A 25,690-nucleotide genomic window follows, 5' to 3' on the forward strand; every position below is an offset into this window, starting at 1 on the left:
GGGACCGGCTGCCCCGCGACGATCCCCGTGGTGCCGGGTCCCTGAGCAGGGAATCCCACCTGCGGCCGTTGCCGCACTCGGCCGAGGGCAGTAATCATCGGGGCGGCGGCTCGCCTTCGGCGCGGGAGAAAGGCCGCTCACCGGTCGAGGTGGGGACGAGTGGGGGATCTCGTGGACGTGACCACGCTTGCCGTAGCGCTCATCAGCGTGGCGGGCACCCTGGGCGGCACGCTGGGCGGGGCGGTGCTGAGTCAGCGGGCGAGTCGGGCGGAGGCGCGGGAGCAGAACCGGCGTGCCGACCGCCAGCGCGAACAGGAACGCGCCGAGCAGGTACAGCAGGCCAAGCGCGACCTGTACGCGCAGCTGAACACCACGGCCCGCGCCTACCGGGTCGCCGCCCGGGACGTGGTCAAGGCCGTCGAGCGTGGGGAGTCCCCGGACCCCGGTCCCCTGGACGTTGCCAAGGAGGCCTGGGCCGAGCAGTACTCACAGGCCCAGATGGTCCTGGCGAAGGACGTCCTGGACGTTGCCTCCGGGCTCAACAGTGCTCTCGGGGTCGGCTACGCCGTCGTGAAGCACCTGCTGGCTGATCCCGGTGATGCTGTCGCGCTCCGGCGGGCGGCGGCGTGGTTCAGCGGTCCGCTGTCCGACGGCGTGTACCTGCTGAGGGTCACGCTGCGGCACGACCTCGGCGTGGAGGCCGAGGCCACGTTCGAGCGGGACCGCCTGGAGATGCTCGCCGCGCTCGACGCCGCGCGGCACGAACTGGGGCGGCGGGTGGGTGCTGCTCCGTGAGGGGTGGGCTCCCGGCACCTCCTCGTCCGGCGGGCTGCCCGGGTCCGGGGTCCGGCCGCTGAACCGTCGGGCGCTGCGGTGGTCGCGTCGTGGGCTTCAGGCTCCGGGGACGGTGAGCAGGGCGGCGCAGTCGGCGCGCAGGGTCTCGTCCCGGGCGCAGTCGTAGCGTCGTCGGCCGACGGTGTTTCCGGTGTTGCCGAGGCGGCGGACGTCGGCCAGCTCCGCCCGCAGCAGCGTGCGGAACGCCGCGGGAGGTGTCGTCTCCACGATGCCGCGCAGTCCCGCGGCCACCGTCGGGCGTACGGAGCGCTCTTCCTGCCAGGCCTCGCTGAGGGCCGCCCACGCCCTCTCCGCCTGGTCCGGTGCGGTGGCCAACAGGGCGAGGGCGGCTCGGGCGCGGGCGGCCGGTTCTCCGGCGGCGGTCAGCTCCCGCAGCCTGCCGGTCAGTTCGGCGGCTGCCTGCCGCATGTCGAGGGCGAGGTCCAGTGCGTGGTGGCGGGCCTGCTCCGCGGCGTAGGTGCCCGGTGGAGTGCGCAGGACGGAGGCGAGGACGGGGACGACGTCCGTCGTCTCGCCGGTCAGCCGCCACAGCGCGTGTGCCGCACCGACGCGGGCTGCCGCGGACGGGTTACGGGTGAGCCGGTGCAGCAGCGGTGCGGACGCCTCGGCTGCCGCGCCGAGCCGGTGCCAGTCGCGCAGCAGCTGGGCACCGAAGGGGTGCAGTTCCGCTCCGTCGGCGTCGGCCAGGTCGGCGAGGGCCTCCAGCAACGGTGTCAGGGCTTCGCCCGTCTCCGGTACGCCGGCCGCCAGCAGGGCGAGGGCGGTGCGCTGCACCGGTGGGGGGATGTGGCCCTCGGGCGCCTCGTCGTCCGCCGCCAGTTCCGCGACTGCCTGCCCGAAGCGGGTGGCGAGTGCGGGTCCGAGCCTGACGGCGTGCGGACCGAGCCAGGTGCACCAGTCCGGCAACCGCTCGGGCACCGCGCGCCCGGACAGCAGGGGCCCGAGGAGGTCCACCGTCCGTGGGTCGCCGGCTGCGGCGAGCAGTTGAAGGCACACCCCCGGAAGGTTCCGCTCCCAGTCCGGGGCGGTGGTGTACGACCCGGCGGCGGCGATGCCGACTGCCGCGTCCCGCGTCTGCTCGTCCAGTGGCAGTCGGCAGTCGAGGAGTTCGGTGGCGGCGCAGTGGGCCAGGTCCGGGGCGGACTCGCCGAGCACGCGGTGCAGCAGCGCGACGCCGGGGGCCGGGTCGGGCACCCGCCAGCCGTTGTAGAGGTCTCCCGCGCGGCGTACCGCCGCCTGCGGGCCGGCCGGGTCGCTGTGACGCAGGCCGTACAGCACCATCTCGTGCCGCTGAGCCACCCGGTCACCCAGGGCCGTGTGCAGCGCGTCCAAGGCTTCGGACGTCCGCTCCTGGTCGGGGCCGCCTGCGTCAGCGGTCCGTTCGGCGCGCAGTGTCCGCAGGTGGGACAGGAGCGTGGGGGTGCCGGGACGCGGGGTGCCGGGGGTGGTCGTCCCGAATGGCCGGACGTGGCCGATCACCGTGGCCACCCGTGTGGGCACGTCTGCGGGCAGTTGCTCCGGCAGGCCCCGCGCCAGTGCGGCGAGGGCGGTGAGAACCGTGCCGGGGTCACCGTCCGGTGCGGCCAACGCTCGTAGGGCGGAGGCGGCAGCGGGGACACCTGCTGGTGCAGGTTCGCCTGCCTCGGTGGGCCGCAGGAGCGCGCCCAACGCCGTCGCCAGGCCCTGTCGGGCTTCCGGGTCCCGCTCGACGGCCACCCGTTCGGAGAGCGCCTCGGCGACCCGATGCCGGTCGGGGCTGAACCGGGCCAGCAGCAGCGCGGCCCTCTCGCGCACCGCCGGGTCCGGGTCGGCGACCAGCGGGGTCATGCGGGCCAGTTCGGTCCGCAGTACTTCCCGGGCGGCCTGCCGATGGAGGGCCGAGAGCATCTCCCCGTCCTCGTCATCGGTGTCTTCGTCATCGGTGTCCGGACTGGCAGGCTCCTCGGTCACCGTCTGCGGGTCGAGGCTTTCGGCCGGTGGCTCGACGCACTGTGCGGACTCGGCGATGCTTCCCAGCAGCGTCAAAAGCATGTGCCGGTCCTCGACCGCCGGGTCGGTCGCGAGCGCGCAGAGCGGACGGATGCAGGCGATCGTCGAGTCGTGGACGTCCCCTTGGTGGTGCACGCTCCCGTAGAGGCCGTCGAGGGCCGTCTCGCGTACCACCGGGTCGGACGAGGCGAGCCCCTTGAGCATGCCGGGCACGTCCGCGGCGCTCCCGTACGCGTGCCGCAAGGTGCCCCAGTCCGGTCCGCCGATCATCCGGGCAACCTAACAGGCGGCCGGGAGGCCACGTCGTCCTGGACCTGGGTGTGGACGCACAAGGACGGGCCGGGACCAGTAGTTGCTGGTCCCGGCCCGTCCTGCCGTGCGGCTGACGGTCCGTGTCACACGGTCCCGACGGCCACTACCGGCCTGTTTTGCCTCACTGCACCGATCAGTAGGCGGAGTTGACGTTGTCCATCGAGCCGTACCGGTCGGCCGCGTAGTTCGTCGCAGCGACGATGTTGGCCACCGGGTCCGTCAGCGAGTCCTTGGTGCCCTTGACGTGGTAGGTGTCAAAAGTCGGCTGGATCACCTGGAGCAGGCCCTTGGACGGCACGCCCTTCTGGGCGTTGATGTCCCAGTTGTTCTGCGCGGTCGGGTTGCCGCCGGACTCACGGATGATGTTCTTGTGGATGCCCTGGTAGCTGCCGGGGATGTGCTCGTAGTGCATCACGTCCAGCGCGGTGCGGATCCAGCCGTCGAGGTCGTCGCCGTGCTTCTTCTTGCCCTGCTCGACCAGCTTGGCGACCTTCGCCGCCTCCTTGGCCTGCGCGTCCTTCGCGTCGGCCTTCTTGCCGTGGGCGACGGAGACAGCGGCGGAGTTGGCCTCGTGCACCGGGGCAGCATGCGCCGGGGTCGGGGCCAGGGTGGCCGCGGCAGCGGCGGCACCGGCGGTGGCGATACCGGCGACGGTGTACTTGCGGAAGCGGGTGGCGGTGGTGGTGGCAGTCATGGCGTACCTCTCCAATACGGGGGACATCGTGGGGAGGCCGACAGGCTGTCGGCGGCACACGCTCCCGAACCCTGAAGCTCCGGATGTGCGCTCGACGCGGGCGGCGCGTCGCGGGGCCGGTGTCAGGCTCGGGCGGAAGGACTCCCGCCCGGTCCGGCGCTCGGCTCCCCGGTACGTCCACCACCCTGGGAACCGGCTCCCACCCGACGCGAACATGTGACCTACGAAGGCCGGTAGGACGGAGACGGAAGCCGGCGTCCTCCATCCCTGCTCGCGCAGTCTGCCTGGCTACTACCGCGCTTCCCCTGTGACCCGCGCCCCGTGCCCGCCCTCACAACGAGTGCCGCGGGAAGGCCCACCGGGCGGCTCGGGATGACGCTGCGTCCGCTGATCCGTCACCGTCGGAGGCGGCGTCCGTCGGAGGCGAGGACGAGCGGGGCGGGGACGAGACGCCCAGAGGGCCCGGAGCGGTTGCTCCGGGCCCTCTGGGCTTGACCCTCCGGGTGGAGGGCTCGTGCGGGACGGGACGGTCAGTGCTGCTGCGCCGGCTCCAGCTGGATGTCGTGGTGCAGGTCCCCGGCCCCGGGGGTCACCGAGAGGAACTCGGCGCTGGGGGCGTGCGCGGTGGCGGAGGCGATGAGGGTGTAGCCGCCGGGGCGCAGGCCGCTGATGCGGTACTGGCCGCCGACCGCGCGGGAGCTGGTGTGGCGCTTGCCGCGGTCGCTGACGACCGTGATCCAGGCGTCGCAGCCGGTGGGGTGGTCCGGGCAGCGCAGCGAGCCGCTGACGGTGACCGCTCCCTCAGTCGCGTCCGTATGCCGGGGATCGGCGGACGGCGCGGCGGTTGCCGTCGCGGCCGGGCGGGCCGTCGGGAGGTCGCGCTGGACCGCGCCGGCCGGGACGCTCGCCGGGCGGGCCGCCGGGGCCGCCGGGGAGGCGGGGGCTGCCGGCGTGACGTGCGAGGTCGTGGCGCGGACGCCCGGGGTCGCCGGGGGCACCTGGGCCCCGGGGACCGGCCGGCCGCCCTGGGCGCCGGTGGGCTGCACGGGGGCGGCCGGGCGGCGGGTGTGGGCGGCCCAGGCGGCCAGGGCTGCCTGGGTGCGCTGGTCCAGGCGGGAGGCGGCGCGGTCGGCGGTTGCTGCCGCGCGGGAGGCGGCGGCGCTCGGCGAGATGGTGGTGGTGCCCAGTCCGCGGTTGTCGGCGAAGCTCGCCAGCACCTCGTCGAGGGCCGCCAGCTCGCGCAGCGCGGTGTGCAGGCGGGCGGCGCGCGGGCCGGTGGGGCCGGTGAGCAGGGACTCCAGCTCGCGGATGAGGGGGCTGACCCGGACCCAGCGGCCGTCGGTGTCGCCGGTGGCGAAGTGCCGGTCGAGTGCGGCCAGGGACTCGCTGAACGTGCCGGTGATGCGCTCGACGCGTTCGGCCAGGTGCGGCGCCAGGTCGATGTCGATGTCGGCCGCCGCGGCCAGGGCGCGGGCGTGGCCGGTGGCGGTCGTCAGCAGCGCCAGGCGGTTCTGCGCCCCCCTGCCCCGCACGCCGGGCATGTTGACCAGCGGGCGGGCGACGCTGCGGAGCTGGAAGAGGGCCGCATCCACACCGCGTGCCGCGCCGCGCAGGCGCACCGGGGCCTCCGGCTCCTTCCAGCGCAGCACGATCTCCGAGATCAGGTGCTCCAGCGCGGAGACGTAACCGCGCTCCGCCTCCTGCGCGATCTTGCGGCTGGAGACGGGGAAGATCAGCGCGGCGCAGGCGGTGGCGATGAGGATGCCGAGCCCGTTGTCGAGCAGCCGCTCGGCCAGCAGGTGCTCCATGCCGTTGTACGGCGTGGACATGCCATAGAGCTGGACGAGGGCGGTGACGAGGCCGATGACCCAGTAGGCGTAGGCACGCTGGATGCCCCAGGCGCCGAAGGTGAGGCCGGCGACGATGACCGCCAGCGTCCAGTAGACGTGGCCGGGGCCGATGACGTGCAGCAGCACCACGCCGAGGACGGCACCGATGATGGTGCCGACCATGCGGTGGCCGAACTTGCGCAGCCGTTCCTGGGTGGTGTTCGTGCCGAAGAGCGTGATCATGACGCCGACCAGGCCCCAGTAGAAGCGCCGGGGGTCGATCCAGTCGGTGATGGGGCAGACGATGGCGACGGCCACCGCGGCGTGCAGCGGGAGGCGGAGGTACGGGATGACCTTGCGCCACCCGCCGGTGTTCTGTGCGGCGCTCACGCGGCGGGCGACCGCTCCGGTGCCGGCGGGCCTGTTCTGCTCCAGGGCGACGGTCGGCTGGAAGGGGACCTTCGCCCGGGACTTGGGGCCGTTCCAGCCGAGGTCCAGCCAGTGGGCCAGGGAGTCGGCGAGCGAGTCCAGGAGGTGGCCGACGCGGCGGGCCAGGGCCGCGGCCTCGGCGTGGTCACCGCCGGCCTCCTCGGCCTCGTCCAGTGCGACGGCGGCCTGCTGCTGGATGAGCTGGGCGGCGGGGCGCAGCGCGTCGGCGCGGCCCAGCGGGGTGTCGCGGGCGATGACCAGGCCGACGACCATGGCCTCGCGCAGGTGCGGCGGCACCTGGAGGCGGGCGAGCCGGCTCACCGACTGGCCGATGCCCTGGAGGGCCAGTTCGGCATCGAAGAGGTGCTGGTGGAGGAGTTCGGCGGTGTCGGGGTCGGCGGCGACCTCGGGCTGCGCGAGGCGGCCGTCGATGGTGACGGTGGTGACGTTGAGCTGCCGCAGGTGGCGGCGCATCCGCTTGACGGCGACCTCGTGGTCGGCGTCGGGGTCGAGGGCCTTGGTGGCGGCCTCGGCGACCCGGCGGGCCTGGACGACGAACGCGCGCTGGGTGCGCAGCAGGTCCTCACGCGGCATCGGGTAGCAGAGCAGGAGCCGCGCGACGAGCACGGCCGCGGCCGACACCAGGGCGATCACGAACATCTTGTCGCAGAGCGCCAGGGGGACGCCCGCCATCATGCCCACCATGAAGGCGTTGAACAACATCATGCCGGTGAGCAGGTACATCGTCCCGAACCGCGCGAGGAAGAAGGTCAGCGCCAACGCGGCGCCCATCAGCGTCAGTTCGAGGGGGCGGTGCGGGGCGAGCCACGCGGAGAGCGGCAGTACCGCGGAGTAGGGGAACGGCATCCACAGGATGGCGCGGGTCAGCCGCAGCGGCGTGTTCTCCGCGACGGCGAACGCGCTCATCAGGCCCATCATGCCGCCGACCATCATGCCGAGCATGGCCGGGACGCCGAGGGCCACGGACATGCCGTAGCCGACCGCAAGCGAGGTGACCATGGAGACCAACGAGCGCCAACCGGACTGGAGTTGACCGAGTCCCGGGTCGGCGGCGAGCACCCAGTCCCACCAGCGTCTCGGCCCGCCGACGCGGTGCGGGGCTATGGACCCCGAGCGGGACGCGGCGCGTCCCGTTCCGCCGGCAGTCGTGTCGGGGCGGGTTGTGGCTGGCGTGGTCAACTGACCTCCGGTTCGATGGCGTGCAGAAGGGTGGTGACGGAGTCGCGGGCGAGGGCCACGGCGCGCTCCGGATCGTCGACGGTGGCGCTCAGCCCCTCCAGGAGGGCGACGGCCATCCGCTGCCGTCCCTGCTCCAGGAGTGCGTGGCCGGCGGGGGTGATGTGGGTCTCCTTGGCGCGGCGGTCCAGCGGACAGGGCGCGCACTCGACGAGGCCGCGCTCCTCGAGCTCCTTGAGGACGACGGTGACCCGCGGCTGGGCGAGACCGGTGAGGCCGGCGAGTTCGGTGACCCTGCGCGAGCGGCCTTCCAGGGCGTCCAGCACCGTCGTGTGACTACGCGACAGTCCGAAGTCGCCGATCCGGAAGAGGGACTGCGAGAGCCTGCCGATGCCCCTGAGGAAACCGCGAGCGGCATGCTCGATGCGCTGCTCGTCGGGCGTCGACGATGATTGCATACGGCAATTATATAAGCGAGCTATGGAATCTGCGCACCGGGGCTTCCCCAGCCATCCCCCGTCCCCGTCGCGGCGGCAGGAAGGCGCTGGTCGGGACGGGGTTGTGAAGCTGCACACGGGGAGTGCGGCGGGGCGCGGGAGAGCGGGACGGGACAGGGGCGGGGGCGGGGGCGGGGGCGGGCCGCACGGCCCCCGGCACCGCATCCGGCGCCGCCGCCTCATCAGCACCGCCGCCTCATCCGCACCGCCCGCGCCCCGCGCCCGCCCCCGGGCCGCACTCTCCGCCCTCGGCAGGACCACGCCCCCCGGTCGGGCCCGCGCTGCTCCCGTGCGCACCCTCCGCCCCGCCGGCCGGCGCCCCGCCGCATGTCCTCGACCGGCGGGCGTGCGCTCAGACGGTGGCGGTGACCGGCTCCCGCCGCACGACGTCCACCAGGGACCGGTCGGTGATCTTGAGCGCCGGGGAGACGGCGAGGGTGAGGGTGGAGACGCTCATGAAGGGGTTGAGGTGGTCCCAGCCCCAGGCCGCCAGCGCCTCGCGCACCTGGCGGGAGCGTGCGGCCACCTCGGGGGCGGGCTCGGCGGACATGACCCCGCCGACCGGCAGCGGCAGCCGTGCGACGACGGTCCGGCCGTGGACGACCGCCACCCCTCCCCCGTCGTTGACGACCGCCTGCGCCGCGTTCGCCATGGACAGCGCCGAGGTGCCGATGGTGACCAGGTTGTGGCTGTCGTGGGCGTAGGTGGTGGCCACCGCGCCTTCGGTCAGGTCGCGTCCCAGGAGGGGGGCGAAGGTGGTGCCCGGCTCCCCGTAGCGGTTGCGCACGCGCACCAGGACGGTCCTGCCCTCCCAGTCGACCTTTCCGTCGCGCACCGGGAGGTCCACGGCGGCTTCCTCGGTGTAGGTGTCGCGGGGGTTGACACGCATGGCCCGGAAGGTGTGGACGCCGTCGGGGAGGGTGGTGCGCCAGGTGAAGTCCTCGGGCCGCTGCGGCTCCAGGTGGACGGTGCCGGTCAGGCCGTCGGCGGCGGGCGGGCAGGCTTCGGCCCCGTCCTCCTCGCCCGGCGTCACTCCGTCCCGGGCCACGACGCGGCCGCCGGCGATGACCAGGGCCGGATCGAAGTCGGCCAGTTCGCCGCGGAGCAGGACGAGGTCGGCGCGCTTGCCGGGTGTGACGACGCCCCGGTCGGGCAGGCGCAGTCGCTGGGCGGGGTTCCAGGTCAGGGCGCGCAGCACGGCCTCGGGGGGCAGACCGGCGCGGACGGCGACGCGCCCTATGTGGTCCAGGTGGCCGGAGCTGACGATGTGGTCGGCGGCCAGGTCGTCGGTGACCAGGCAGAACGGCGGCAGCATCGGCAGGGCCAGCAGCGCCCGCACGACCTCGGGCAGCAGGCACTTCTCCTGAAGCATCATGAGCATGCCCAGGCGGGCCTTCTCGACGAGGACCTCGGTGCGGTTCTTGGTGTGGTCGGAGTCGACGCCGGTGGCGAGGTAGGCACTGAGGTCGGCGCCGCTGAGGTTGGGGCAGTGCCCGTCGAGGATGGCGCTGCGGGCCCGGGCGGCGGCTACCACCTCGGCCATCCGGGCGTCCCCGCCGACGACGGCCCGGTAGTCCATGACCTCACCGAGGGCGACGACGCCGGGCCAGTCCAGCATGCGAGCGATGTCGGCGGCACCGAGCGAGGCGCCGGCGCCCTCCAGGCCCTCGACGGCCGGCACGCAGGACGGCACGCCCCACAGCTGGGTCTGCTCGGTCCCGGCGCCCGCCTCGATCATCCAGCGCATGGCCTCGGCCCCGGCCACGTTGACGATCTCGTGCGGGTCGGCGAGGACCGTGGTGGTGCCGCGGGCCAGGGTCGCGTCGGCGAACGCGCGGGGGGTGAGGAAGGAGCTCTCGACGTGCATGTGCGCGTCCACGAAGCCGGGCACCACGAGGTGCCCGGTGGCGTCCACCTCCTCCGCGGCCACCGCCGGCGTGCCCGGTGGCAGGACCCCGCTGACGGTGTCCCCGCGGACGAGGACGTCGGCCGCGAAGTGTTCGCCGGTGAAGGTCGACACCACCACTCCACCGCTGATGCGAAGGTCGTGCGGGCGCGGGGAGGTCATGGTTTGCTCCTGGGGTCTGGCCGGGGTCCGGCGGGGAGGGGGCCGGGCGTGGCCTGGTACGTGCGGGTGCCCGGTGCCCGGTCGGGGGTGGTGCGGCGCCGGCGGCGGCCCTGGCCGGGGCGTGCGGCGGAGTCGTCAGGGGACGAGCGTGAAGAAGTAGTAGCCGAGCGGCACCATCACCACCCACAGTCCCCAGGGCACCTCGCGGAAGCGTCCCGCGGCGGCCTTGACCAGGACGTGGGAGGCCAGGCCGACGGCGATGCCGGTCCCGAAGTTGCCGAAGAACAGGGTGGTGGCGACGGTGAGCGCGGCCGGGACGGCGTCGGTGGGGTCGCGGAAGTCGACCTTCCGCAGCGAGCCGAGCATGGTCAGGCCGATGTAGATGAGGACCGGCGCGGTGGCCGCCGAGGGCACCAGCGTGGCGAACGGCGTGACCAGCAGCAGCGCGGCGAACCCGAGTGCCGCCCACACCGAGGCCAGGCCGGTCCGCGCCCCGCTGTCGGCGCCCGCGGAGGACTCCAGGTAGGCGGTCATGCTGGGCGCGCCGAGGCCCGCCCCGCCGATGACGGCGACGGAGTCGACGTAGAAGGGCCGGCGCACCCCCGGCAGGTTCCCGTCGGCGTCGGTGAGCCCGGCGCGGCCGGCGACGGCGAGCAGCGTCCCCGTCATGGAGAAGAACTCCGAGACGAAGAAGGCGAAGACGTAGGGGAAGTACTGCGGCTTGAGGGCGCCGAGGAGGTCGACGTGGAAGGCGACGGGCCCGGGGCTCGCCGGGAGGCCGAAGAGGTGGTCGGGCACCTCGGTGACGCCGAGCGGGATGCCGGCGACGGTCACCACCGCCATGGTGATGAGGAAGGCGCCGGGGACGCGGCGGGTGGCGAGGGCGGTGAGGAGGACGAGCCCGGCCAGCGCCAGCAGCCCCGCGGGCTTGGACAGGTCGCCGACGCTGAGCGCCGCGCTGTCCGGGCGGGCGACGACCAGCCCGCAGTCGCGGAAGCCGATGAGGGCGATGTAGAGGCCCAGCCCGCCGCTGATGGCGTGCTTGAGGTTCAGCGGCATCAGCCGGGTCAGCAGGTCCCGCACCCCGAGCACGGTCAGCAGCAGGAAGACGACCCCGGACAGCAGCACCATTCCCAGGGCGGCGCCCCAGGGGACGCCGTCCTGCCCCACGATCGTCACGGCGAGCAGGGCGACGCCGCCCAGGCCGGGCGCGACGACGAACGGCAGGTTGGCGAAGAGCCCCATCGCCGCGGTGGCGAGGACCACGGCGATCAGCACCGCCGTGGTGGCCGCCCCCAGCGGCAGACCGGCCTTCGCGAGCTGGCCGGGCACGACGACGGCCGCGTACGCCGCCGCCACGAACATCGAGAGCCCGGCCAGCGCCTCGGTCCGGGGGCTGCTGCCACGGGCCCGCACCTGGAAGAGCCGCTCCACCAGCGAGGGCGCCGCCCCCGCGGTGCCCCCGCCGGAGGTCTTCTCCCCGGCGGGCTCCGCGGGACGGCCCGTCCCGGAGCGGTCCGCCGCAGGACGGGCCGCCTCGGAACGATCCGCCTCAGGACGGGCCGCCTCGGAACGGTCCGCCTCAGGACGGGCCGCCTCGGAAGGGTCCGCCTCAGGACGGGCCGCCTCAGGACGGGCCGCCTCAGGACGGTCCGCCTCAGGACGGGCCGATGCAGCAGGGGCTGATGCAGCAGGGGTCGATGCAGCAGGGGTCGATGCAGCAGGGGCCGCCTCAGAGCCTGCCGGCTCAGGGGAGGCAGAGGTGCCGGAGACCGCGCCCGGGACCTTTGGCCGGGTGGCCTCGGAGGCGGCCCCCGGGGCGTCGGACGGGGAGACGTCGGACACGTCTGACTGGGACAACGGACACCTCGGCGGTGTGGGAGGGCGAGCCGGCGGGCGGGAGCTCCGGCTTTCACTGCGACGCTGCACGAAACCGGTCTGCAACCGGTTGCAGAAACCGGTTGCAGATAGGATGGCATCCCGCGACGGCCAGGGAAACCCCGGTTGCGTCACACTCCGCGGAGCCGCTGCCCCGACCCGGCGGACAACGGACGGTGCCGCACCCGCGGGGGACGGCTCGCGGGAGACGGCAGGTGGGGCGTGACCGCGTGCGGCGCAGGGAGGGGAGAAGGTGGCGACACTCGCCGATGTGGCCCGTGAGGCCGGCGTCTCCAAGGCCACGGCATCCCGCGCACTGACCCGGCCCGACATGGTGGCCGCAGCCACCCGGGAGCGGGTCACGGCAGCAGCCGGGCGGCTCGGCTTCCACGCCAACCGCTCCGCCCGCGCACTGACGACGGGCCGCACCGGGATGGTCGGGCTGGTCGTGCCCACCCTCGCCAACCCGTTCTTCGCACCGCTGGTCCTGGGTGCCCAGCGAGCGGCGGAGGAGGCCGACGCCCACGTGCTGCTGAGCGTCTCGGAGTACGACCCGGGGCGCGAGGCGGCCCTGACCGACCGGCTCGGCGAGCAGGCGGACGGCGTGGTCATGGTGGCACCGGTCGGCAGTGACGCGGAGCTGCGGGAGCGGGCCCGGCGCTCCCCCGTGGTCCTGGTGGACCGGCGGGTGGGCAGGTTGCCCGCCGTCGTCCTGGACACCGCGGCCGGCGCCGCCGAGATGGTCGGCCACCTGCTGGAGCTGGGCCACCGCCGCCTGGCCTACGTCGCGGGCCCACCGGGGTCGTGGGCCGACGAGGGACGCCGGGCGGCCATGACGGAGCGGGTCGCCGCGGCGGGGGCCCGGCTGACGGTGCTGGGCCCGGTGACGCCCACCTTCGACACGGGCATCGCCACGGCCGCGGAGGTCCCGCACGAGGTCACCGCCGTACTGGCCTTCAACAGCCTGGTCACCCTGGGGCTGCTGCACGGCCTGCGGGCAGCCGGACGACGCGTGCCCGAGGACGTGAGCGTGGCCGCGGGTGACGACCTGACGGCGCTGGGCGCCACCGACCCCGCGGTCACGGCGCTGGAGGTGCCGGTGGAGGAGGCGGGGGCGGTCGCCGTGCAGCGACTGCTGGAACTGTGCGCCGGGGCCGCGGGCCGGTCCACCACGCTCACGACCCGTACGGTGCTCCGCGCCTCGACGGCCGCACCCCGACGGGCCTGACCGTCCGGTCGCGCGCCGCGCCGGGCCGGCGGGAAGCGAGGACGGGCACCCGCGAGAACGCCTCCAGCGAGGACGGGTACGCACGAGGACCGGTACGCACGAGGACGGGCCGGAACCAGCTGTTGCTGGTTCCGGCCCGTCCTGCCGTGCGGGTACCGGTAACGGTCCGTGTCACCCGGTCCCGATGGCCACCACTGGATCGCTCCGTGTCGATCTGCTCGGCCTGTTCGGCCCGCTCGGTCTGATCGGTCTGACCGCTGACCGGTCTGATCAGTAGGCGGAGTTGACGTTGTCCATCGAGCCGTACCGGTCGGCCGCGTAGTTCGTCGCAGCGACGATGTTGGCCACCGGGTCCGTCAGCGAGTCCTTGGTGCCCTTGACGTGGTAGGTGTCGAAGGTCGGCTGGATCACCTGCAGCAGGCCCTTGGACGGCACGCCCTTCTGGGCGTTGATGTCCCAGTTGTTCTGCGCGGTCGGGTTGCCGCCGGACTCACGGATGATGTTCTTGTGGATCCCGTGGTAGCTGCCGGGGATGTGCTCGTAGTGCATCACGTCCAGCGCCGTGCGGATCCAGCCGTCCAGGTCGTCGCCGTGCTTCTTCTTGCCCTGCTCCACCAGCTTGGCCACCTTCGCCGCCTCCTTGGCCTGCGCGTCCTTCGCATCCGCCTTCTTGCCGTGGGCGACGGAGACAGCGGCGGAGTTGGCCTCGTGCACCGGGGCAGCATGCGCCGGAGTCGGCGCCAGGGTCGCGGCGGCAGCGGCCGCACCGGCAGTGGCGATACCGGCGACGGTGTACTTGCGGAAGCGGGCGGCGGTGGTGGTGGCAGTCATGGCGTACCTCTCCAATACGGGGGACATCGTGGGGAGGCCGACAGGCTGTCGGCGGCACGTCCCGGGACCCTGGGGCGTCCGGTGTGTGCTCGACGCGGGCGGCGCGTCGCGGGGCCGGTGTCAGGCTCGGGCGGAAGGACTCCCGCCCGGTCCGGCGCTCGGCTCCCCGGTACGTCCACCACCCTGGGAACCGGCTCCCCACCGGCGCCAACCTGTGACCTACGAAGTCCCCTAGCAGCACAGCGCCCGACGACGCCCCCAAGCCCCTCTCCACCCCGTCGACACCTACTTCCGTCCACCCCGTGTGACCCACACCCCGTGCCCGCCCTCACATCGAGGCCCGCAGAACGGGCTCGACGGGCCTGCCGGACGCACCCGGTGTCAACGACTGCCTACGCCCTCCGCCGCCGGCACGGCGCGCACCTCCTGCCGCCGCCGACGGTCGGGGCGAAGGGCGCACTCCCCGGTGCCCGGGGGCTGTCGGTCGGCCCGACCCCCGAACCCTAGGATTGAAGCGAACGTCCGCCTGTCTTGCGGACACCTCATGCGGACGACCGGACCGGGGGGAGCCGATGGAGCCACGAGAGGACGGGCCGGAGTGGGTCCCGCACCTCCTTCGGGAAGGCCGCGGCACCGCTTCCCGGGGACGCTCCGGAGTGGCCGGACGGCGTCCCGCCGGCGACGACGCCTCACGCGTCACCGACCACTCCGGTTCCGCGCCGGCACCCCGGGCGAGGGCGGTCCTCCTGCTGAGTGATCACGGCCCTCGCGACCAAATGACGCCATCAGTACAGCGCTTGCTGCCGACGGCCCCTCAACTGCCTTTCGCCCAGGCAGCAGTGAGCCCGGCCCCCACCGCCCGCGCCCGTGGCATCACGCGCCACCGTGGTGCGGCAGGCCACCGTGCGGCAGACCACCGCGGCCTTGCCCACCACCGCCGTGTCGCGCACCACCACGCAGCCGGCGGCCGACGACTCGCCGGTTCCCACGGCCCGCAGCTGCCCATGACCGCCCCTCCTCCCGCCGCTTCCTTCTCTCCCTGCGGCGTGCCGCGCGTCGCGGCCGGGCGGGGGGTGGCCAGGTTGCACGGCTCGGCCGGGGACACGGCCGTCAACCCCTCGTAGACTCGGCGTCCGGCCCGGCCCGCCCTCGGCGACTCGGGACCGGCACGTCGGCCGCCCTGCCGACCCCCGCCCCACACCGACGCCCCGGAACCGAAGGAGTCTCACGTGATCAGCCAGGCGCAGGCCGAAGCCATCGCCGACCGGTGGCTCAACCCACCGGACTCGCAGACTCCACAACGTCCCGTCGGCATGCAGGAGTTCGACCTGGGCTGGGTGGTGTGGGCCGTTCCGCCACCTGCCGAGCGGGACCCGCAGACCGGTGAGCGCCGGCCGCCGGCCGAGGTCGGTGCCGCCTGCGGAGTCGTGGACCGGGCGTCCGGCGAACTCTCGGTGTGGCCCTCGGTGCCGGTGGCGGAGGTGGCTCGCATGTACCGGGACAAGCACGGGGCGGCCCCGCAGGCTTCCGCCGGCCCCGCCACGGCCGCAACCGACGGGGGGACGGCCCCGGCCGGTGGGACCCCCGGTGGTGCGGCCGTCCCGCACCAGCAGACCGGCCCCGCAGCCGGCGCACCGCAGACGGGGACGGGTGGTGAGCTGCCGCCGGTCACCGGGCCGGGGAACACCGCCGTGTTCACCTACCGCGACCCGGACACCGGAGAGGAGTCCACCCTCGCCCGCACCTCGGCGCCCGGGTTGCCGCCCGCCGAGTTCCAGGTGCTGGCGGACATCCGGGAACGCAACGTGCCGCTGGGCGACGTGGTCGCCGTCCACACCGACCTCAGCCCGAGCCGGCTGCCGGGCGGTTACCCCGGTGAGGCGCTGCCGGGGCTGCTGCCCCACGCGCAGTTCACCTGCACTCAGGAGTACGGGACGCTGGCGCACGAGCGTGCCGAGGCGGTCGCCGGCCTGTTGCAGCACGTGACACTGTTGGCCCAGACGACGGGGCAGCCGCAGCCGCCCACCCCGCACCGGGTGCCGGCGCCTGTCCGCAGCGAGCCCGCCTCGACCGTGCGCGACGTGGCGCTGGGCCGGGAGCTGACCGCCGCGTTCGGCGCGGACGCGGTGCTGCGCCACGACGCGGACGACGTGGCGCCCACAAAGCTGCCGGAGGCTGCCAAGTCGACGCTGATCTGGGCGGGCCTCCCCCTGCACATCCCCTTCTTCTTCACCGCGGACATCGCCGGACAGCCGCCCGCCGGTGGCCTGTTCACGGACGCGGCGACCCATCTGCGGCAGGTGGGGACCGCAGCCGGGGACGCGGTGCTGGAGGTGCTGGCGGGGCACGTGCGGATCGGATCGGACGGGCATGCCGCGATCACCGTGCAGTGCACGCAGCCGGAGCACATGACGACACCGGTGGGCCAGGTGTGGGCGGTGCCGCCGCAGGACGCCATGGGGCGCAGGGTCAACGTCTCGGTGTCCGCCTTCGTGCGCTCGCTCGCGCTGCTGGTCGCCAGCCGGGAGGCGATGCGCGGGGCGGACCCGTACGCGGCGGGCGCGGCGGTCGCCGCCTTCCAGGAGGGGCTGGTCGCCATCGATCCCACGGCCCTGGCGGATCCCGAGGACTGGTGGTCGGTGGTCGTGGAGCAGATGTGGCACGGCCTCTTCTGAGCAACTGACGGCGAGGAGCCCCGGAGTCGCTCCCCGGGGCGGGGCCGACGGCCTTGTGCGCCGGTCCGGTAGGTCCCGGGGTGGGGCGCGCCGCGCGGTGGTCGGCCGCGGGCGCGCCCGTCGCCGGTCAGCCCCGGGTGAAGGGCGCGAAGGTGTGGCTGAAGTACCAGGTGTCCTGGTCGATGCCGGAGCAGCTGTCGGAGCCTCCGGTTCCGGGGCAGCCGCCGTTGTCCCGCTGGAGCGCCCAGAAGGAGAGCGTGTCGACGCCCTTGGCGGTGGCCCAGTCGACGACGGCGGTGGCGTCCTCGGTGGTGAAGGTCTCCGCCGGGCCGTAGTCGTCGATGCCGGGCATCTCGGTGATGCCGATGCTCCCCCACAGGTCCGCCTCGCTGGTGCCGGGGTGGAGGGAGGCGAGCTGGTCGTGGAGCCCGGTCGCCGCGGACTTGGTGTCCTCGGCCATGTCGTGGTTCCCGCCGTCGTAGTAGTCGAAGGTCATGAGGTTGACGACGTCGATGCGGGCACCGGCGGTCTTTGCGCTCTTGAGCACCTTCAGGCCGTCCGCGGCCAGTCCGTCCGGGCCGGTGGGAAGGGTGTAGGAGAACTGCACCTCGCGTCCGTTGGCCGCCGCCCAGTCCTCCACCTTCTTGATGGCCTGGTTGCGGCGGTCGATGCCGGCGCTGTTGGTCAGTGAGTTGTCCTCGACGTCCATGTCCAGGCGGGAGACGTCGTAGGTCGTGATGACCTTCTCGTAGGCGGCGGCGACGGCGTTGACGTCGGTGCAGCTGTCGGCGATCTCGGTGCCGCCGTTGTCCGCGGAGTAGCCGCCGAAGGACGGGATGACGTCGCCGCCGCGGGACCTGACGGAGGCGATGTCGTCGCCGAAGCTGGAGTCGGCCACGGGCTGACCGGTGTCGCCGTTCCAGTACGGGGTGCAGGAGCCGCGGGACTGGGTCTGCAGGAAAGCCATCGTCAGGTACTTGTCGCCGGACTGGCGGCTGAGGTCGGCGAGGCTGTCGCCGTTGTACGCCTCGAAGTAGGGGGCGAAGACGTGCGCGGGCAGCGGGGTGGCGGCGGGGGCGGCGGCCTGGGCCCCGGAGGCGGTGGCGAGGAGTCCGGCGGTGGTGGCGAGGGCGGCGGCCAGGGCGGTCCGGAGTGATCTGGAGGTCTTCACGGCTACTCCCGGTGGGGGGACGAGGGGCTGGCGCACCCCGGAGCCGCCCGCGGGTCCCGCCGGAGGCGGGTCTGCCGTGGTGGGCGGCGCGAGGTGTGCGGAGTGAGCCCGGCCGGAGTCACCGTCCACGCGGGACCGGAGGAGGAACCGGAAAGTCCGGTCCGCGCGGCATTCCCATGATTGGTATGGACCACCTGGGCGTCAAGAGGTCTGCACACGACAGGCGTTGAGGGCCGCAGGCCGCATGCCGCCTACCGGGTGACCCGCGCCCGATTCCACCACCCGGCCGCCCGTCCCGCTCCGTCCACCCCCTCCGCGGCGCCGTTGCGGCCTACGCCCCGCCACCCGTCCGACGCCCCGTCCCGTTCGCGCTCCCGGTGGCCTCCCCGTCCGCGCTGCGGACCCCGGCCTCCAACTCCTCCCGGAAGGCCGCCATCCGGCGCAGCTCCCACCGGTGCAGGCCCACGGCGACCAGCAGCACGAGCGCGCCGGCCGCCAGGAAGCCCACGCTCGCCGCGACCCGTCCCAGGACGAGGAAGAGGACGCCCAGGGCGAGCCAGAGGGCGGCCATCAGGGGGAAGGCCCAGACGCGGGCACGTCGGGTCCGCCTCTCCCGGAGGCGAGCCATGTGGAGCAGCGCCTGGCGGTCGGCCGGGGTCTCGGGGACGCTGCGTCGCCGCAGGTACCGCTCCAACCGGGGCAGTTCGGCGGGCGGGACGCCGAGAGAGCGGCTGTCGTGGCGGTCCTGCCTGAACCGCGCGACGGCGACGACGACGGCGAGCGCGGCGGCACCGCCCACGGCGAACGGCCAGGCGGACAGCCCGTCGAAGGCCAGTCGCGAGGCTGCGTACACCACCGCCACGCCCAGGGACGCCTGCAACCAGCGCTGCCGCCACCAGGGTTGGCGCTTCCGGGCGGAGGCCGTGGTGGTGCGGCGGGCGCGGGAAGGTGCGAACTCGGCCATGCTCTCCCCCTGTTGGAAACAGACGCCGGATGCGTCTCGCTTCCGACCGCCTACCCCGGGTGAGCCCCTTCGTTCCTGCGCTCACCCCTCCCGGCCGTCGGGGCCGCGTGAACACGGCTCCCTGCCCGGGGCGCGGGAACCGGGCCGGGCGAACAGGCGTCCACGGTGGTGACGGAGGGCGACGGGCGCAGCGGCTCGGCCCCCCGTCTGCTCCAGGTACTTCGAAGGGGGCGCCCGTCCGCGCGGACGGCCCTCCGCGGGAAACGTGACCTTGCTCACTGACCCCGTCAGGCACAGGGTGGAGGGCTACTGTGTGCGAAATCGAACCCGTTCGGGTGAGATGGGCGGACAGTGACCGCAGTGACCGGCTCCTGCGGTGACGGGCGGCGCGCGTCCGAAAGCAGGGAGCCGGGTGCCGGGTTCGACGAGGAACCGTGCGAGTGCCGGGCCGTCGGTGAGGGCTCGACCGGGGGCGGGCTACCCGGCCCGCACCGAGCCACCAGTCCCAGACAACGTCTCCACCATGTGACGCACCACGGGGGAAGCATGCGAGACCGGAAGCGGAACACGCCCGGTGACGGCGGTCGTGACGGCCACCGCGACGGCGGTCGGGGCAGCGGCGCCCCGGCCTCGCCCCGGCGCGGGGACCGCGGCCGGGACGGACAGGGCGACACCATGGCGCTGCGGGTGGCCTCGGTGGACGGTTCTGACGGCCCGTCCGGCGACCGCCCGCGTTCACCGCGCCGCAGGGGCCGGCGCATCCTGCGCGGCGTGGCGATCAGCGTCGTGCTGCTGGTGGTGGTGACGGCCGGTGGCGCCTACGCCTACTACGAGCACCTCAACGGCAACATCGAGAAGGGTGAGCGCAGCAGCGGCGACAGCAAGGTCGCCAAGCCGAAGGCGGACGCCTACGGGCACGTCCCGCTCAACATCCTGCTGCTCGGCTCGGACAGCCGGAACTCCGACGAGAACGTCAAGCTCGGCGGGCACAAGGACGGCCGGGGCCAACCGCCGCTCGCCGACGTCCAGATGCTGCTGCACATCTCCGCCGACCGCAAACACGCCTCGCTCACCAGCATCCCGCGTGACACCCGCGTCGACATACCGCAGTGCACGGACCCCAAGACGCACAAGGTCTACCCGCCGACCAACGACATCATCAACTCCAGCCTCGCCCGCGGCGGCCCCGGCTGCACCCTCGCCACCTGGCAGAACCTCACCCACGTCTACATCGACCACTGGATGATGGTCGACTTCGCGGGCGTGGTGGACATGACGACCGAGATCGGCGGGGTCGACGTCTGCGTGGAGAAGCCGGTGTGGGACCGGCCCACCGCGCGCGTCCACGGCGGCTCGGGTCTGAAGCTGACCACCGCCGGGCACCACACCATCACGGGCAAGCAGGCCCTGCAGTGGCTGCGCACCCGGGATGCCTTCGGCAGTGACCTGGGCCGGGCCAAGGCCCAGCACATGTACCTGAACTCGATGATGCGCAAGATGAAGGAGCAGAACCTCTTCGGCAGCCCGGTGCGGCTGATGGGGCTGGCGGAGACGGCCACGAAGGCCCTGACGGTCTCCTCCGAGATCGGCACCCCCAAGGACCTGTACGACCTGGCGATGCAGTTCAAGGACATACCCACCGACCAGATCGTCACCGTCACCATGCCGCGCATCGAGGACCCGCAGAACGTCAACCACGTGCTGCCGAAGCCGGGCGAGGCCGACCACCTGTGGTCGATGCTCCAGCACGACGTCGCCTTCGACTCCCACGGCAAGGACAAGAGCGCGGCGAAGCCCTCGTCCAGCCCGTCCGGCGCCACGGCGCACCCGGCCGGCGACATCCCGCTGACGGTCGTCAACGGCACCGCGGGCAGCAACGGCGGCGCCCCGGTACCGGGCAGGGCCGGCGGTGTCGTGACCGCCCTGACCGGCAAGGGCTTCTCGCAGGCCAAGGCCGACCCGGTGCAGCAGCCCACCGCCACGACCCGGCTGAACTACCCCGAGGCGGACGGCGCCCAGGGACGGGCGGACGCGCTGAAGGTTGCCTCCGCCCTGCACATCCCGAGTTCGGCGGTGAAGGCCGACGCCGACGCCGACGGCATCACCCTGCTCGTCGGCGCCGACTGGAAGCAGGGCACGGACTACTCGGCCTCGCTGCCCAAGGACGGCTCGCTGCCGGACGATGTCGACGCACAGAAGGGCTCCGACGACGACTGCATGCCGATCTACCCGCCCTACGACAACCTGACGCCGTGACCGCGCCCGGCCGCCTCGCCCGTACGGCCCCGCCCCCGGTCCCTGGCGGGCGGTGGCCGGCGGGCCCGGGTCACCCGGCCCGGCCGGTCACCACGGCCCCGGCCTGACGGGCCGATAGGTTCGCGCCATGGACGAGGAGACGACCGCCGCGCCGGGACCGACACCGGACGGGCGGGGCACCGGGCCCGCGGACGGACCTGCGGACGGGCCTGCGGGTGGGCCTGCTGGTGAACACGGCAACGGCCCCGGCAACGGCCCGCGCCGGGGCCCGGCCGGTGCGGACCCCGCGCGGGCGGCGGCCACGCGGAGCAGTGCCACGGCGGACGCCGAACGGCCCGCGGCGGAGCAGCCCGCGACAGGGCAGCCCGCGGGGGAACGGCCTGCGGCGGGTTCGTTGGCACGCTCGTCGATGCTGATGGCCGCCGGAACGGTGGTCTCGCGCGCCTCGGGCGTGGTGCGCAACGTCCTGCAGGGCGCGGCGCTCGGGACGGGGCTGCTGGCGAGTACCTACAACACCGCCAACACCGCGCCGACGAGCCTGTACACGCTGATGATCGGCGGTGCGCTCAACTCGGTGCTGGTGCCGCAGCTCGTACGGGCCCGGGAGGGCGACCCCGACGGCGGCCGGGCGTACGAGCAGCGGCTGGTGACGCTGGTGCTGTGCGTGCTGGGCGCGGGGACGGTGCTGGCGGTGTGGGCGGCACCGGCCCTCGTCAGCCTCTACCTGCCCGACACCCGGCAGGGACACCAGGCGCACGAACTCACCGTGGTCTTCGCCCGCTTCCTGTTGCCGCAGATCCTCTTCTACGGGCTCTACAACATCTACGGTCAGGTCCTCAACGCCCGGAACCGGTTCGGGGCGATGATGTGGACGCCGATCCTGAACAACGTGGTGCTGGTGGCCATGTTCGGGGCGTACCTGGGACTGATGACGGTGCCGGACTCCGTCGCCGACATCACCGACACGCAGGTGCGGCTGCTGGGCCTGGGGACGACGGCGGGCATCGCGGTGCAGGCGCTGGCGCTGGTGCCGTTCGCGCGGGCGGCGGGTTTCCGGTTCCGGCCGCGGTTCGACTGGCGTCACACCGGGCTGGGGGCGAGCATCCACGCCGCCAAGTGGACGCTGCTGTTCGTCCTGGCCAACCTGGTGGCGATGACGGCGGTCACGCACTGGGCCAACGCCGTCGACGTGGCGCTGCCGGACGCCGACGCCGGGTACTCCGCGTACTCCTACGCCCAGGTCATCTGGATGCTGCCGCAGTCGGTGGTGACCGTGTCGCTGGTGACGGCCCTGCTGCCGCGGATGAGCCGGGCGGTGGTCGAGGGCCGGGTGGCGGACCTGCGGGCGGACCTGTCGCGGGCGTTGCGGGTGTCGGGTGCGGTCATCGTGCCGGCCGCGTTCGCGTTCGTGGCGCTGGGCCCGACCGTGGCGACGCTGCTCTTCGCCCACGGCGCGGGTGATGCGGAGTCGGTGCGTCCGCTGGGGCAGATGCTTCAGGCGTTCGGGCTGGGCCTCGTCCCGTTCTCCGCCCAGTCGCTGCTCCTGCGGGGTTTCTACGCCTTCGGGGACACCCGCACGCCGTTCCTGCTGGCGGCCTGCATCGCCGTCGTCAACGTGGTGGCGGCCCTCGCCTGCCACCTGTGGCTGCCGGCGCGCTGGGCGGTGGTGGGGATGGCCGGGGCGTACGCCCTCTCCTACGGAGCGGGGCTGGTGCTGACGGTGTGGCGGCTGCGGCGCCGGGTCGGCGGCAGGCTGGACGACGGACGGGGGCGGGGCGCGCAGGTGCGGATGGGCGTGGCCGCCGCGGTGGCGGCGCCGGTGGGCTGGGCGGTCGCGCGGACCTGCACGGCGGTTGCCGGAACCGGCACCTGGGGCTCGCTGACCGCGCTGCTGGCGGGAGCCGTGGCCCTGACGGTGGTCTACGTGGCCCTTGCGCTGCTGCTCGGAGTCGCCGAGGTCCGCGGCCTGCCGGTGGTGCGCCGGTTCGCGGGGGCGCGGCGCTGAGGCCGCCCCGGGGGACGGACCGGCGTCCGGCCGCGGATCGGTATCCGGCCGGGGATCGGTATCCGGCCGCGGATCGGTATCCGGCCGGGGATCGGTATCCGGCCGGGGATCGGTATCCGGCCGGGGATCGGTGTCCGACTGCGGATCGGTGTCCGGCCGCAGATCGGTGTCCGGGGCGGCGTCCCCGCCCCGGATCGGTGTCCGGCCGGGGATCGGTGTCCGGGGCGACGTCGGGTCGGCGTCCGCGTCCCGACCGGTGGCGCGGCCGGCCGTCGCACGGGGCCGCCGGGCGTCACGACTCCTCTGCCTTCCTGGGCTCGCCGGGCCTCGGGGTCTCCTCGGCCGGCAGGGTCCGTCATGTGCCGGGCCGGGGCCCGTCAGAGGTCGGGAGCCGCGTAGCAGCGGACCGGGACGACGAGGCCGGCCGCCCAGTGCTGTTCGGTAAGGCCCAGCGGGGTCCAGCCCAGGCGCGCGTAGAAGGTGGCCGCCGGGTCTGCGGCGACGACGTCGAGGACGGCTCGCCGGCCGCGGGACCTGGCCTGCCGGGCGGCCTCTGCCAGCAGCAGGCCGCCGAGTCCGCCGCCCCGGCCGGCGGGGCTGACGAAGAGCCTGCCGACCACGGCCGTGCCCTCGGGCCCCTGGCCGCTGTGCGCGGACCACAGGGCGGGGGCCGAGTCGTCGGGAGCGGGCCGGTGCAGCGCGACGTGGCCGACGACCCTCCCCCCGACCACGGCGACCCGGGCGTCCAGCACGCCGGTGCCGGCGAGCCAGCCCGCCGGATCGGCCGGCCAGCGGGTGGGGTAGCCGTCGCGGGCGTGCACCTCGGCCAGCGCCGCCACGCAGGCTTCCAGGTCGGCGGCGGTCCGCGGCCGCAGGATCGGCGACGAGGCGCCGGCTGCGGCAGGCGGCCTCCCGGTGGCGGGGCCGGTCCCGGCCCCTGTTTCGGACTCGGTGTCGTTGCCGGTGTCGCCGGCGGTGTCGGTGTGGGCCTCGGTCACGGACGAAGCCAAGCACGGGCGGGCTGCCGGCGCACCCGGCTTCCCGTGCGCACCGGCCCCGCGGCCGGCAGTGCCGGCGTCCCCCTCCGGCGCCTCCCGTCCCGGCGTCAGCCTTCGGCGCGGTCCTCGTCGGGGAAGGCCACCCGGCGCAACAGCCGCAGCAGCTGGGCGCGTTCGCCTGCGTCCAGTGGTGCCAGCAGGGCGCGGTTGGCCTCGTCCCCGGCGTCGGCGCAGCGGGCCAGCACCTCGCCGCCCCGGTCGGTGAGGGTCACCGCGTTCTTGCGCCGGTCCGTGGGATGCGGGGAGCGGCGCACCAGACCGGCTGCGGCCAGGTCGTCCAGCAGGCCGGTGACGTCCTTGCGGTCGAAGCCGGTGCACCTGCCGAGGTCGGCCTGGGTGACGGGCTGGAGGTCGGCGACGGCTGCCAGAAGGGCGTGGTGGCCGGTGCGCAGCCCCTCGGCGGCGAGCGCCCGGCCGACGAGGTCGCGGCCACGGGCGGCGGTGCGGTTGAGCAGCCAGGTCGGCAGTGCCTGGATGCGGTCGAGTGCCCGGTCGGGTGGGCGGGTGTCGGCGGCCATGGCGGGAGTCTACGAGAAAACCGTTGGACGGCCCAACGAAAAAGGCTATCGTTGGCGCTCCCAACGAATTGGAGGTGGCATGCGCCGCATCAGCCACAGACCGTCCGGGACACCGGGCGACCCCGCCGCCGGGCTCTACGTCGAGGAGGTCGCGGTACCCCGGCCCGCCGCCGACGAGCTCCTGATCCGGGTCGAGGCCGTCGGTGTCAGCCTGCCGATGGTGCGCCGCACCTGGGGCCCCCGGCCGGTGCCGGCGCTGGGCGGGGAGACGGCGGGGGAGGTCGTCGCCCTCGGCGCGGACGTGACGGGGTACCGCGTCGGCGAGCGGGTGACGGGCGTCGTCTTCGGGTCCGCCTACGCGGAGTACGCCCTGCTGCACCGGGCGATGGCCTCCCGGGTCCCGGCGGGCGCCTCGGCCGTCGACGCGGTCGCGCTGGTGCGGGGTGGCGTCGTGGCCCTCGGCGCCCTGGAGAGCGCGGCGCCGCGCCGGGGCGAGTCCGCGCTGCTCACCGCGGCAGCGGCCGGCGTCGGGCACCTGGCGCTGCAACTCGCCCGCTCCCGCGGCCTCTCCCGGGTGGTGGCGGCCGTGAGCGACCCGGCCAAGGCCGGCTTCCTGCGCGGACTCGGCGCCGACGAGGTCGTGGTGTACGGCTCCGGCGAGGAGACCGACCCGGCTGCGACGGACTGGCGCGGGCCCCACGGCGTCGTCCTGGACGGCGTCGGCGGGGAGTTGCTCACACCGCTGGTGGGCGCGCTGGGGCCGGGCGGCCGGCTGGTGGCCTACAGCTCCGGCGGGGGCACGATCGCCGGGGCCGACCTGCTGGCCGGGGGGCGGGCCGCGATCGGTTTCCAGATCGCCCGCATCGCCCTGGAGGAGCCGGAGCGGTACGCGGGCTGGCGCGCGGAGCTGTGGCGGCGCTTCGCAGCCGGGGAGCTGCGGGCGGTGGTCCACGAGGAGGTGCCGCTCGCGGAGGCGGCCCGCGCCCACCGGCTCGTCACCGACCGCGTCAACCGGGGCCGGGTGGTCCTGGTGCCGTGAGGGGCGGCGCGCCGGGGTGGTGCGGGACGCCCGGGCCCAGTGGGCGGGCGGGGGCGGGCGCGGTCTCCCCGCCGGGCATCCGGGTGGGTTCGGGCCCCGGCGTTGGGCCATCCGTACCCGCCTCGCGCCCCGGTCCGGGCGGCGGCGGGAAGGATGGCCGCCAGACGCCGGCGGACGGCGCGCGGTCCCCCGCGACA

The 25,690-nt window shown here is 74.4% G+C and carries 16 protein-coding genes and 1 pseudogene; 6 read left to right on the plus strand and 11 right to left on the minus strand.

Features of this window, described 5'->3' with window-relative positions; translation table 11 throughout:
• Positions 1-159 precede the first annotated feature (159 nt).
• A complete protein-coding gene (locus ACFV3R_RS12620) occupies positions 160-795 on the plus strand; it encodes a hypothetical protein (protein ID WP_385580023.1) in 636 nt (211 codons plus the stop codon).
• Positions 796-891: 96 nt separating this feature from the next.
• Here ACFV3R_RS12620 and ACFV3R_RS12625 read toward each other — a convergent pair whose 3' ends face one another.
• The 6 genes from ACFV3R_RS12625 to ACFV3R_RS12650 all read right to left on the minus strand — a co-directional run bounded on the left by ACFV3R_RS12625 (position 892) and on the right by ACFV3R_RS12650 (position 11,304).
• A complete protein-coding gene (locus ACFV3R_RS12625) occupies positions 892-3,114 on the minus strand; it encodes a hypothetical protein (RefSeq protein WP_385580026.1) in 2,223 nt (740 codons plus the stop codon).
• A 175-nt stretch (positions 3,115-3,289) separates the two neighbouring features.
• A complete protein-coding gene (locus ACFV3R_RS12630) occupies positions 3,290-3,850 on the minus strand; it encodes a transglycosylase SLT domain-containing protein (RefSeq protein WP_385580029.1) in 561 nt (186 codons plus the stop codon).
• Positions 3,851-4,380: 530 nt separating this feature from the next.
• Complete coding sequence (locus ACFV3R_RS12635; RefSeq protein ID WP_385580033.1) at positions 4,381-7,308, minus strand: FUSC family protein; 2,928 nt, start codon at positions 7,306-7,308, stop codon at positions 4,381-4,383.
• Positions 7,305-7,763, minus strand: a complete 459-nt coding sequence (locus tag ACFV3R_RS12640; protein ID WP_385580036.1) for a MarR family winged helix-turn-helix transcriptional regulator — start codon at positions 7,761-7,763, stop codon at positions 7,305-7,307. The genes ACFV3R_RS12635 and ACFV3R_RS12640 overlap by 4 nt, the downstream gene beginning before the upstream one ends.
• Positions 7,764-8,154: 391 nt before the next feature.
• Positions 8,155-9,870, minus strand: coding sequence for an adenine deaminase C-terminal domain-containing protein (locus ACFV3R_RS12645; protein WP_385580039.1), 1,716 nt, complete (start codon positions 9,868-9,870; stop codon positions 8,155-8,157).
• Between the two features lie 135 nt (positions 9,871-10,005).
• Positions 10,006-11,304 carry an NCS2 family permease gene (locus tag ACFV3R_RS12650; protein ID WP_385580041.1) on the minus strand — a complete coding sequence of 433 codons (1,299 nt, stop codon included), beginning with the start codon at positions 11,302-11,304 and terminating at the stop codon, positions 10,006-10,008.
• 697 nt (positions 11,305-12,001) lie between these two features.
• Between ACFV3R_RS12650 and ACFV3R_RS12655 the strand changes: the two genes are divergently transcribed.
• Positions 12,002-12,976: a LacI family DNA-binding transcriptional regulator gene (locus tag ACFV3R_RS12655; protein ID WP_385580044.1), complete on the plus strand. Its 975-nt coding sequence runs from the start codon at positions 12,002-12,004 to the stop codon at positions 12,974-12,976.
• A 270-nt stretch (positions 12,977-13,246) separates the two neighbouring features.
• Here ACFV3R_RS12655 and ACFV3R_RS12660 read toward each other — a convergent pair whose 3' ends face one another.
• Positions 13,247-13,807, minus strand: a complete 561-nt coding sequence (locus ACFV3R_RS12660; protein WP_385580047.1) for a transglycosylase SLT domain-containing protein — start codon at positions 13,805-13,807, stop codon at positions 13,247-13,249.
• Between the two features lie 1,229 nt (positions 13,808-15,036).
• Between ACFV3R_RS12660 and ACFV3R_RS12665 the strand changes: the two genes are divergently transcribed.
• Positions 15,037-16,482: an SUKH-4 family immunity protein gene (locus tag ACFV3R_RS12665; protein WP_385580050.1), complete on the plus strand. Its 1,446-nt coding sequence runs from the start codon at positions 15,037-15,039 to the stop codon at positions 16,480-16,482.
• A 130-nt stretch (positions 16,483-16,612) separates the two neighbouring features.
• Here the strand turns inward: ACFV3R_RS12665 and ACFV3R_RS12670 are convergent.
• Together ACFV3R_RS12670 and ACFV3R_RS12675 are read right to left on the minus strand one after the other, a co-directional pair.
• Positions 16,613-17,623: pseudogene (locus ACFV3R_RS12670) on the minus strand (chitinase); the annotation flags it as partial.
• Positions 17,624-17,984: 361 nt separating this feature from the next.
• Positions 17,985-18,617 (minus strand): hypothetical protein, encoded by a 633-nt coding sequence (locus ACFV3R_RS12675; RefSeq protein WP_385580053.1) that lies wholly within the window; start codon positions 18,615-18,617, stop codon positions 17,985-17,987.
• A 546-nt stretch (positions 18,618-19,163) separates the two neighbouring features.
• Between ACFV3R_RS12675 and ACFV3R_RS12680 the strand changes: the two genes are divergently transcribed.
• Both ACFV3R_RS12680 and murJ read left to right on the plus strand, forming a co-directional pair.
• The gene (locus tag ACFV3R_RS12680; RefSeq protein WP_385580056.1) at positions 19,164-20,873 is read left to right on the plus strand and encodes an LCP family protein; all 1,710 of its coding nucleotides are present in this window, start codon (positions 19,164-19,166) and stop codon (positions 20,871-20,873) included.
• Between the two features lie 415 nt (positions 20,874-21,288).
• Positions 21,289-22,878, plus strand: a complete 1,590-nt coding sequence (gene murJ, locus ACFV3R_RS12685; protein WP_385580512.1) for a murein biosynthesis integral membrane protein MurJ — start codon at positions 21,289-21,291, stop codon at positions 22,876-22,878.
• Positions 22,879-23,255: 377 nt separating this feature from the next.
• Here murJ and ACFV3R_RS12690 read toward each other — a convergent pair whose 3' ends face one another.
• On the minus strand, positions 23,256-23,876 hold the full coding sequence (locus ACFV3R_RS12690; RefSeq protein WP_385580059.1) for a GNAT family N-acetyltransferase: 621 nt from the start codon (positions 23,874-23,876) through the stop codon (positions 23,256-23,258).
• Between the two features lie 107 nt (positions 23,877-23,983).
• Entirely contained in the window at positions 23,984-24,454 is a 471-nt protein-coding gene (locus tag ACFV3R_RS12695) for a MarR family winged helix-turn-helix transcriptional regulator (RefSeq protein WP_385580062.1), read from the minus strand.
• A 79-nt stretch (positions 24,455-24,533) separates the two neighbouring features.
• Here ACFV3R_RS12695 and ACFV3R_RS12700 point away from each other — a divergent pair, with 79 nt between their 5' ends.
• A complete protein-coding gene (locus tag ACFV3R_RS12700) occupies positions 24,534-25,493 on the plus strand; it encodes a zinc-binding alcohol dehydrogenase family protein (RefSeq protein WP_385580065.1) in 960 nt (319 codons plus the stop codon).
• Positions 25,494-25,690 lie beyond the last annotated feature (197 nt).

This window comes from Streptomyces sp. NPDC059740 (assembly GCF_042733155.1).
Classification (GTDB): domain Bacteria; phylum Actinomycetota; class Actinomycetes; order Streptomycetales; family Streptomycetaceae; genus Streptomyces.

What these genes read in the sequence shown, in the direction of transcription:
- ACFV3R_RS12640 (WP_385580036.1), bottom strand. Translation starts at nt 7,763, where the DNA reads ATGCAATCATCGTCGACGCCCGACGAGCAGCGCATCGAGCATGCCGCT.
- ACFV3R_RS12700 (WP_385580065.1), top strand. Translation starts at nt 24,534, where the DNA reads ATGCGCCGCATCAGCCACAGACCGTCCGGGACACCGGGCGACCCCGCC.
- ACFV3R_RS12695 (WP_385580062.1), bottom strand. Translation starts at nt 24,454, where the DNA reads ATGGCCGCCGACACCCGCCCACCCGACCGGGCACTCGACCGCATCCAG.
- ACFV3R_RS12625 (WP_385580026.1), bottom strand. Translation starts at nt 3,114, where the DNA reads ATGATCGGCGGACCGGACTGGGGCACCTTGCGGCACGCGTACGGGAGC.
- ACFV3R_RS12645 (WP_385580039.1), bottom strand. Translation starts at nt 9,870, where the DNA reads ATGACCTCCCCGCGCCCGCACGACCTTCGCATCAGCGGTGGAGTGGTG.
- ACFV3R_RS12660 (WP_385580047.1), bottom strand. Translation starts at nt 13,807, where the DNA reads ATGACTGCCACCACCACCGCCGCCCGCTTCCGCAAGTACACCGTCGCC.
- murJ (WP_385580512.1), top strand. Translation starts at nt 21,289, where the DNA reads ATGGCCGCCGGAACGGTGGTCTCGCGCGCCTCGGGCGTGGTGCGCAAC.
- ACFV3R_RS12680 (WP_385580056.1), top strand. Translation starts at nt 19,164, where the DNA reads ATGCGAGACCGGAAGCGGAACACGCCCGGTGACGGCGGTCGTGACGGC.
- ACFV3R_RS12630 (WP_385580029.1), bottom strand. Translation starts at nt 3,850, where the DNA reads ATGACTGCCACCACCACCGCCACCCGCTTCCGCAAGTACACCGTCGCC.
- ACFV3R_RS12675 (WP_385580053.1), bottom strand. Translation starts at nt 18,617, where the DNA reads ATGGCCGAGTTCGCACCTTCCCGCGCCCGCCGCACCACCACGGCCTCC.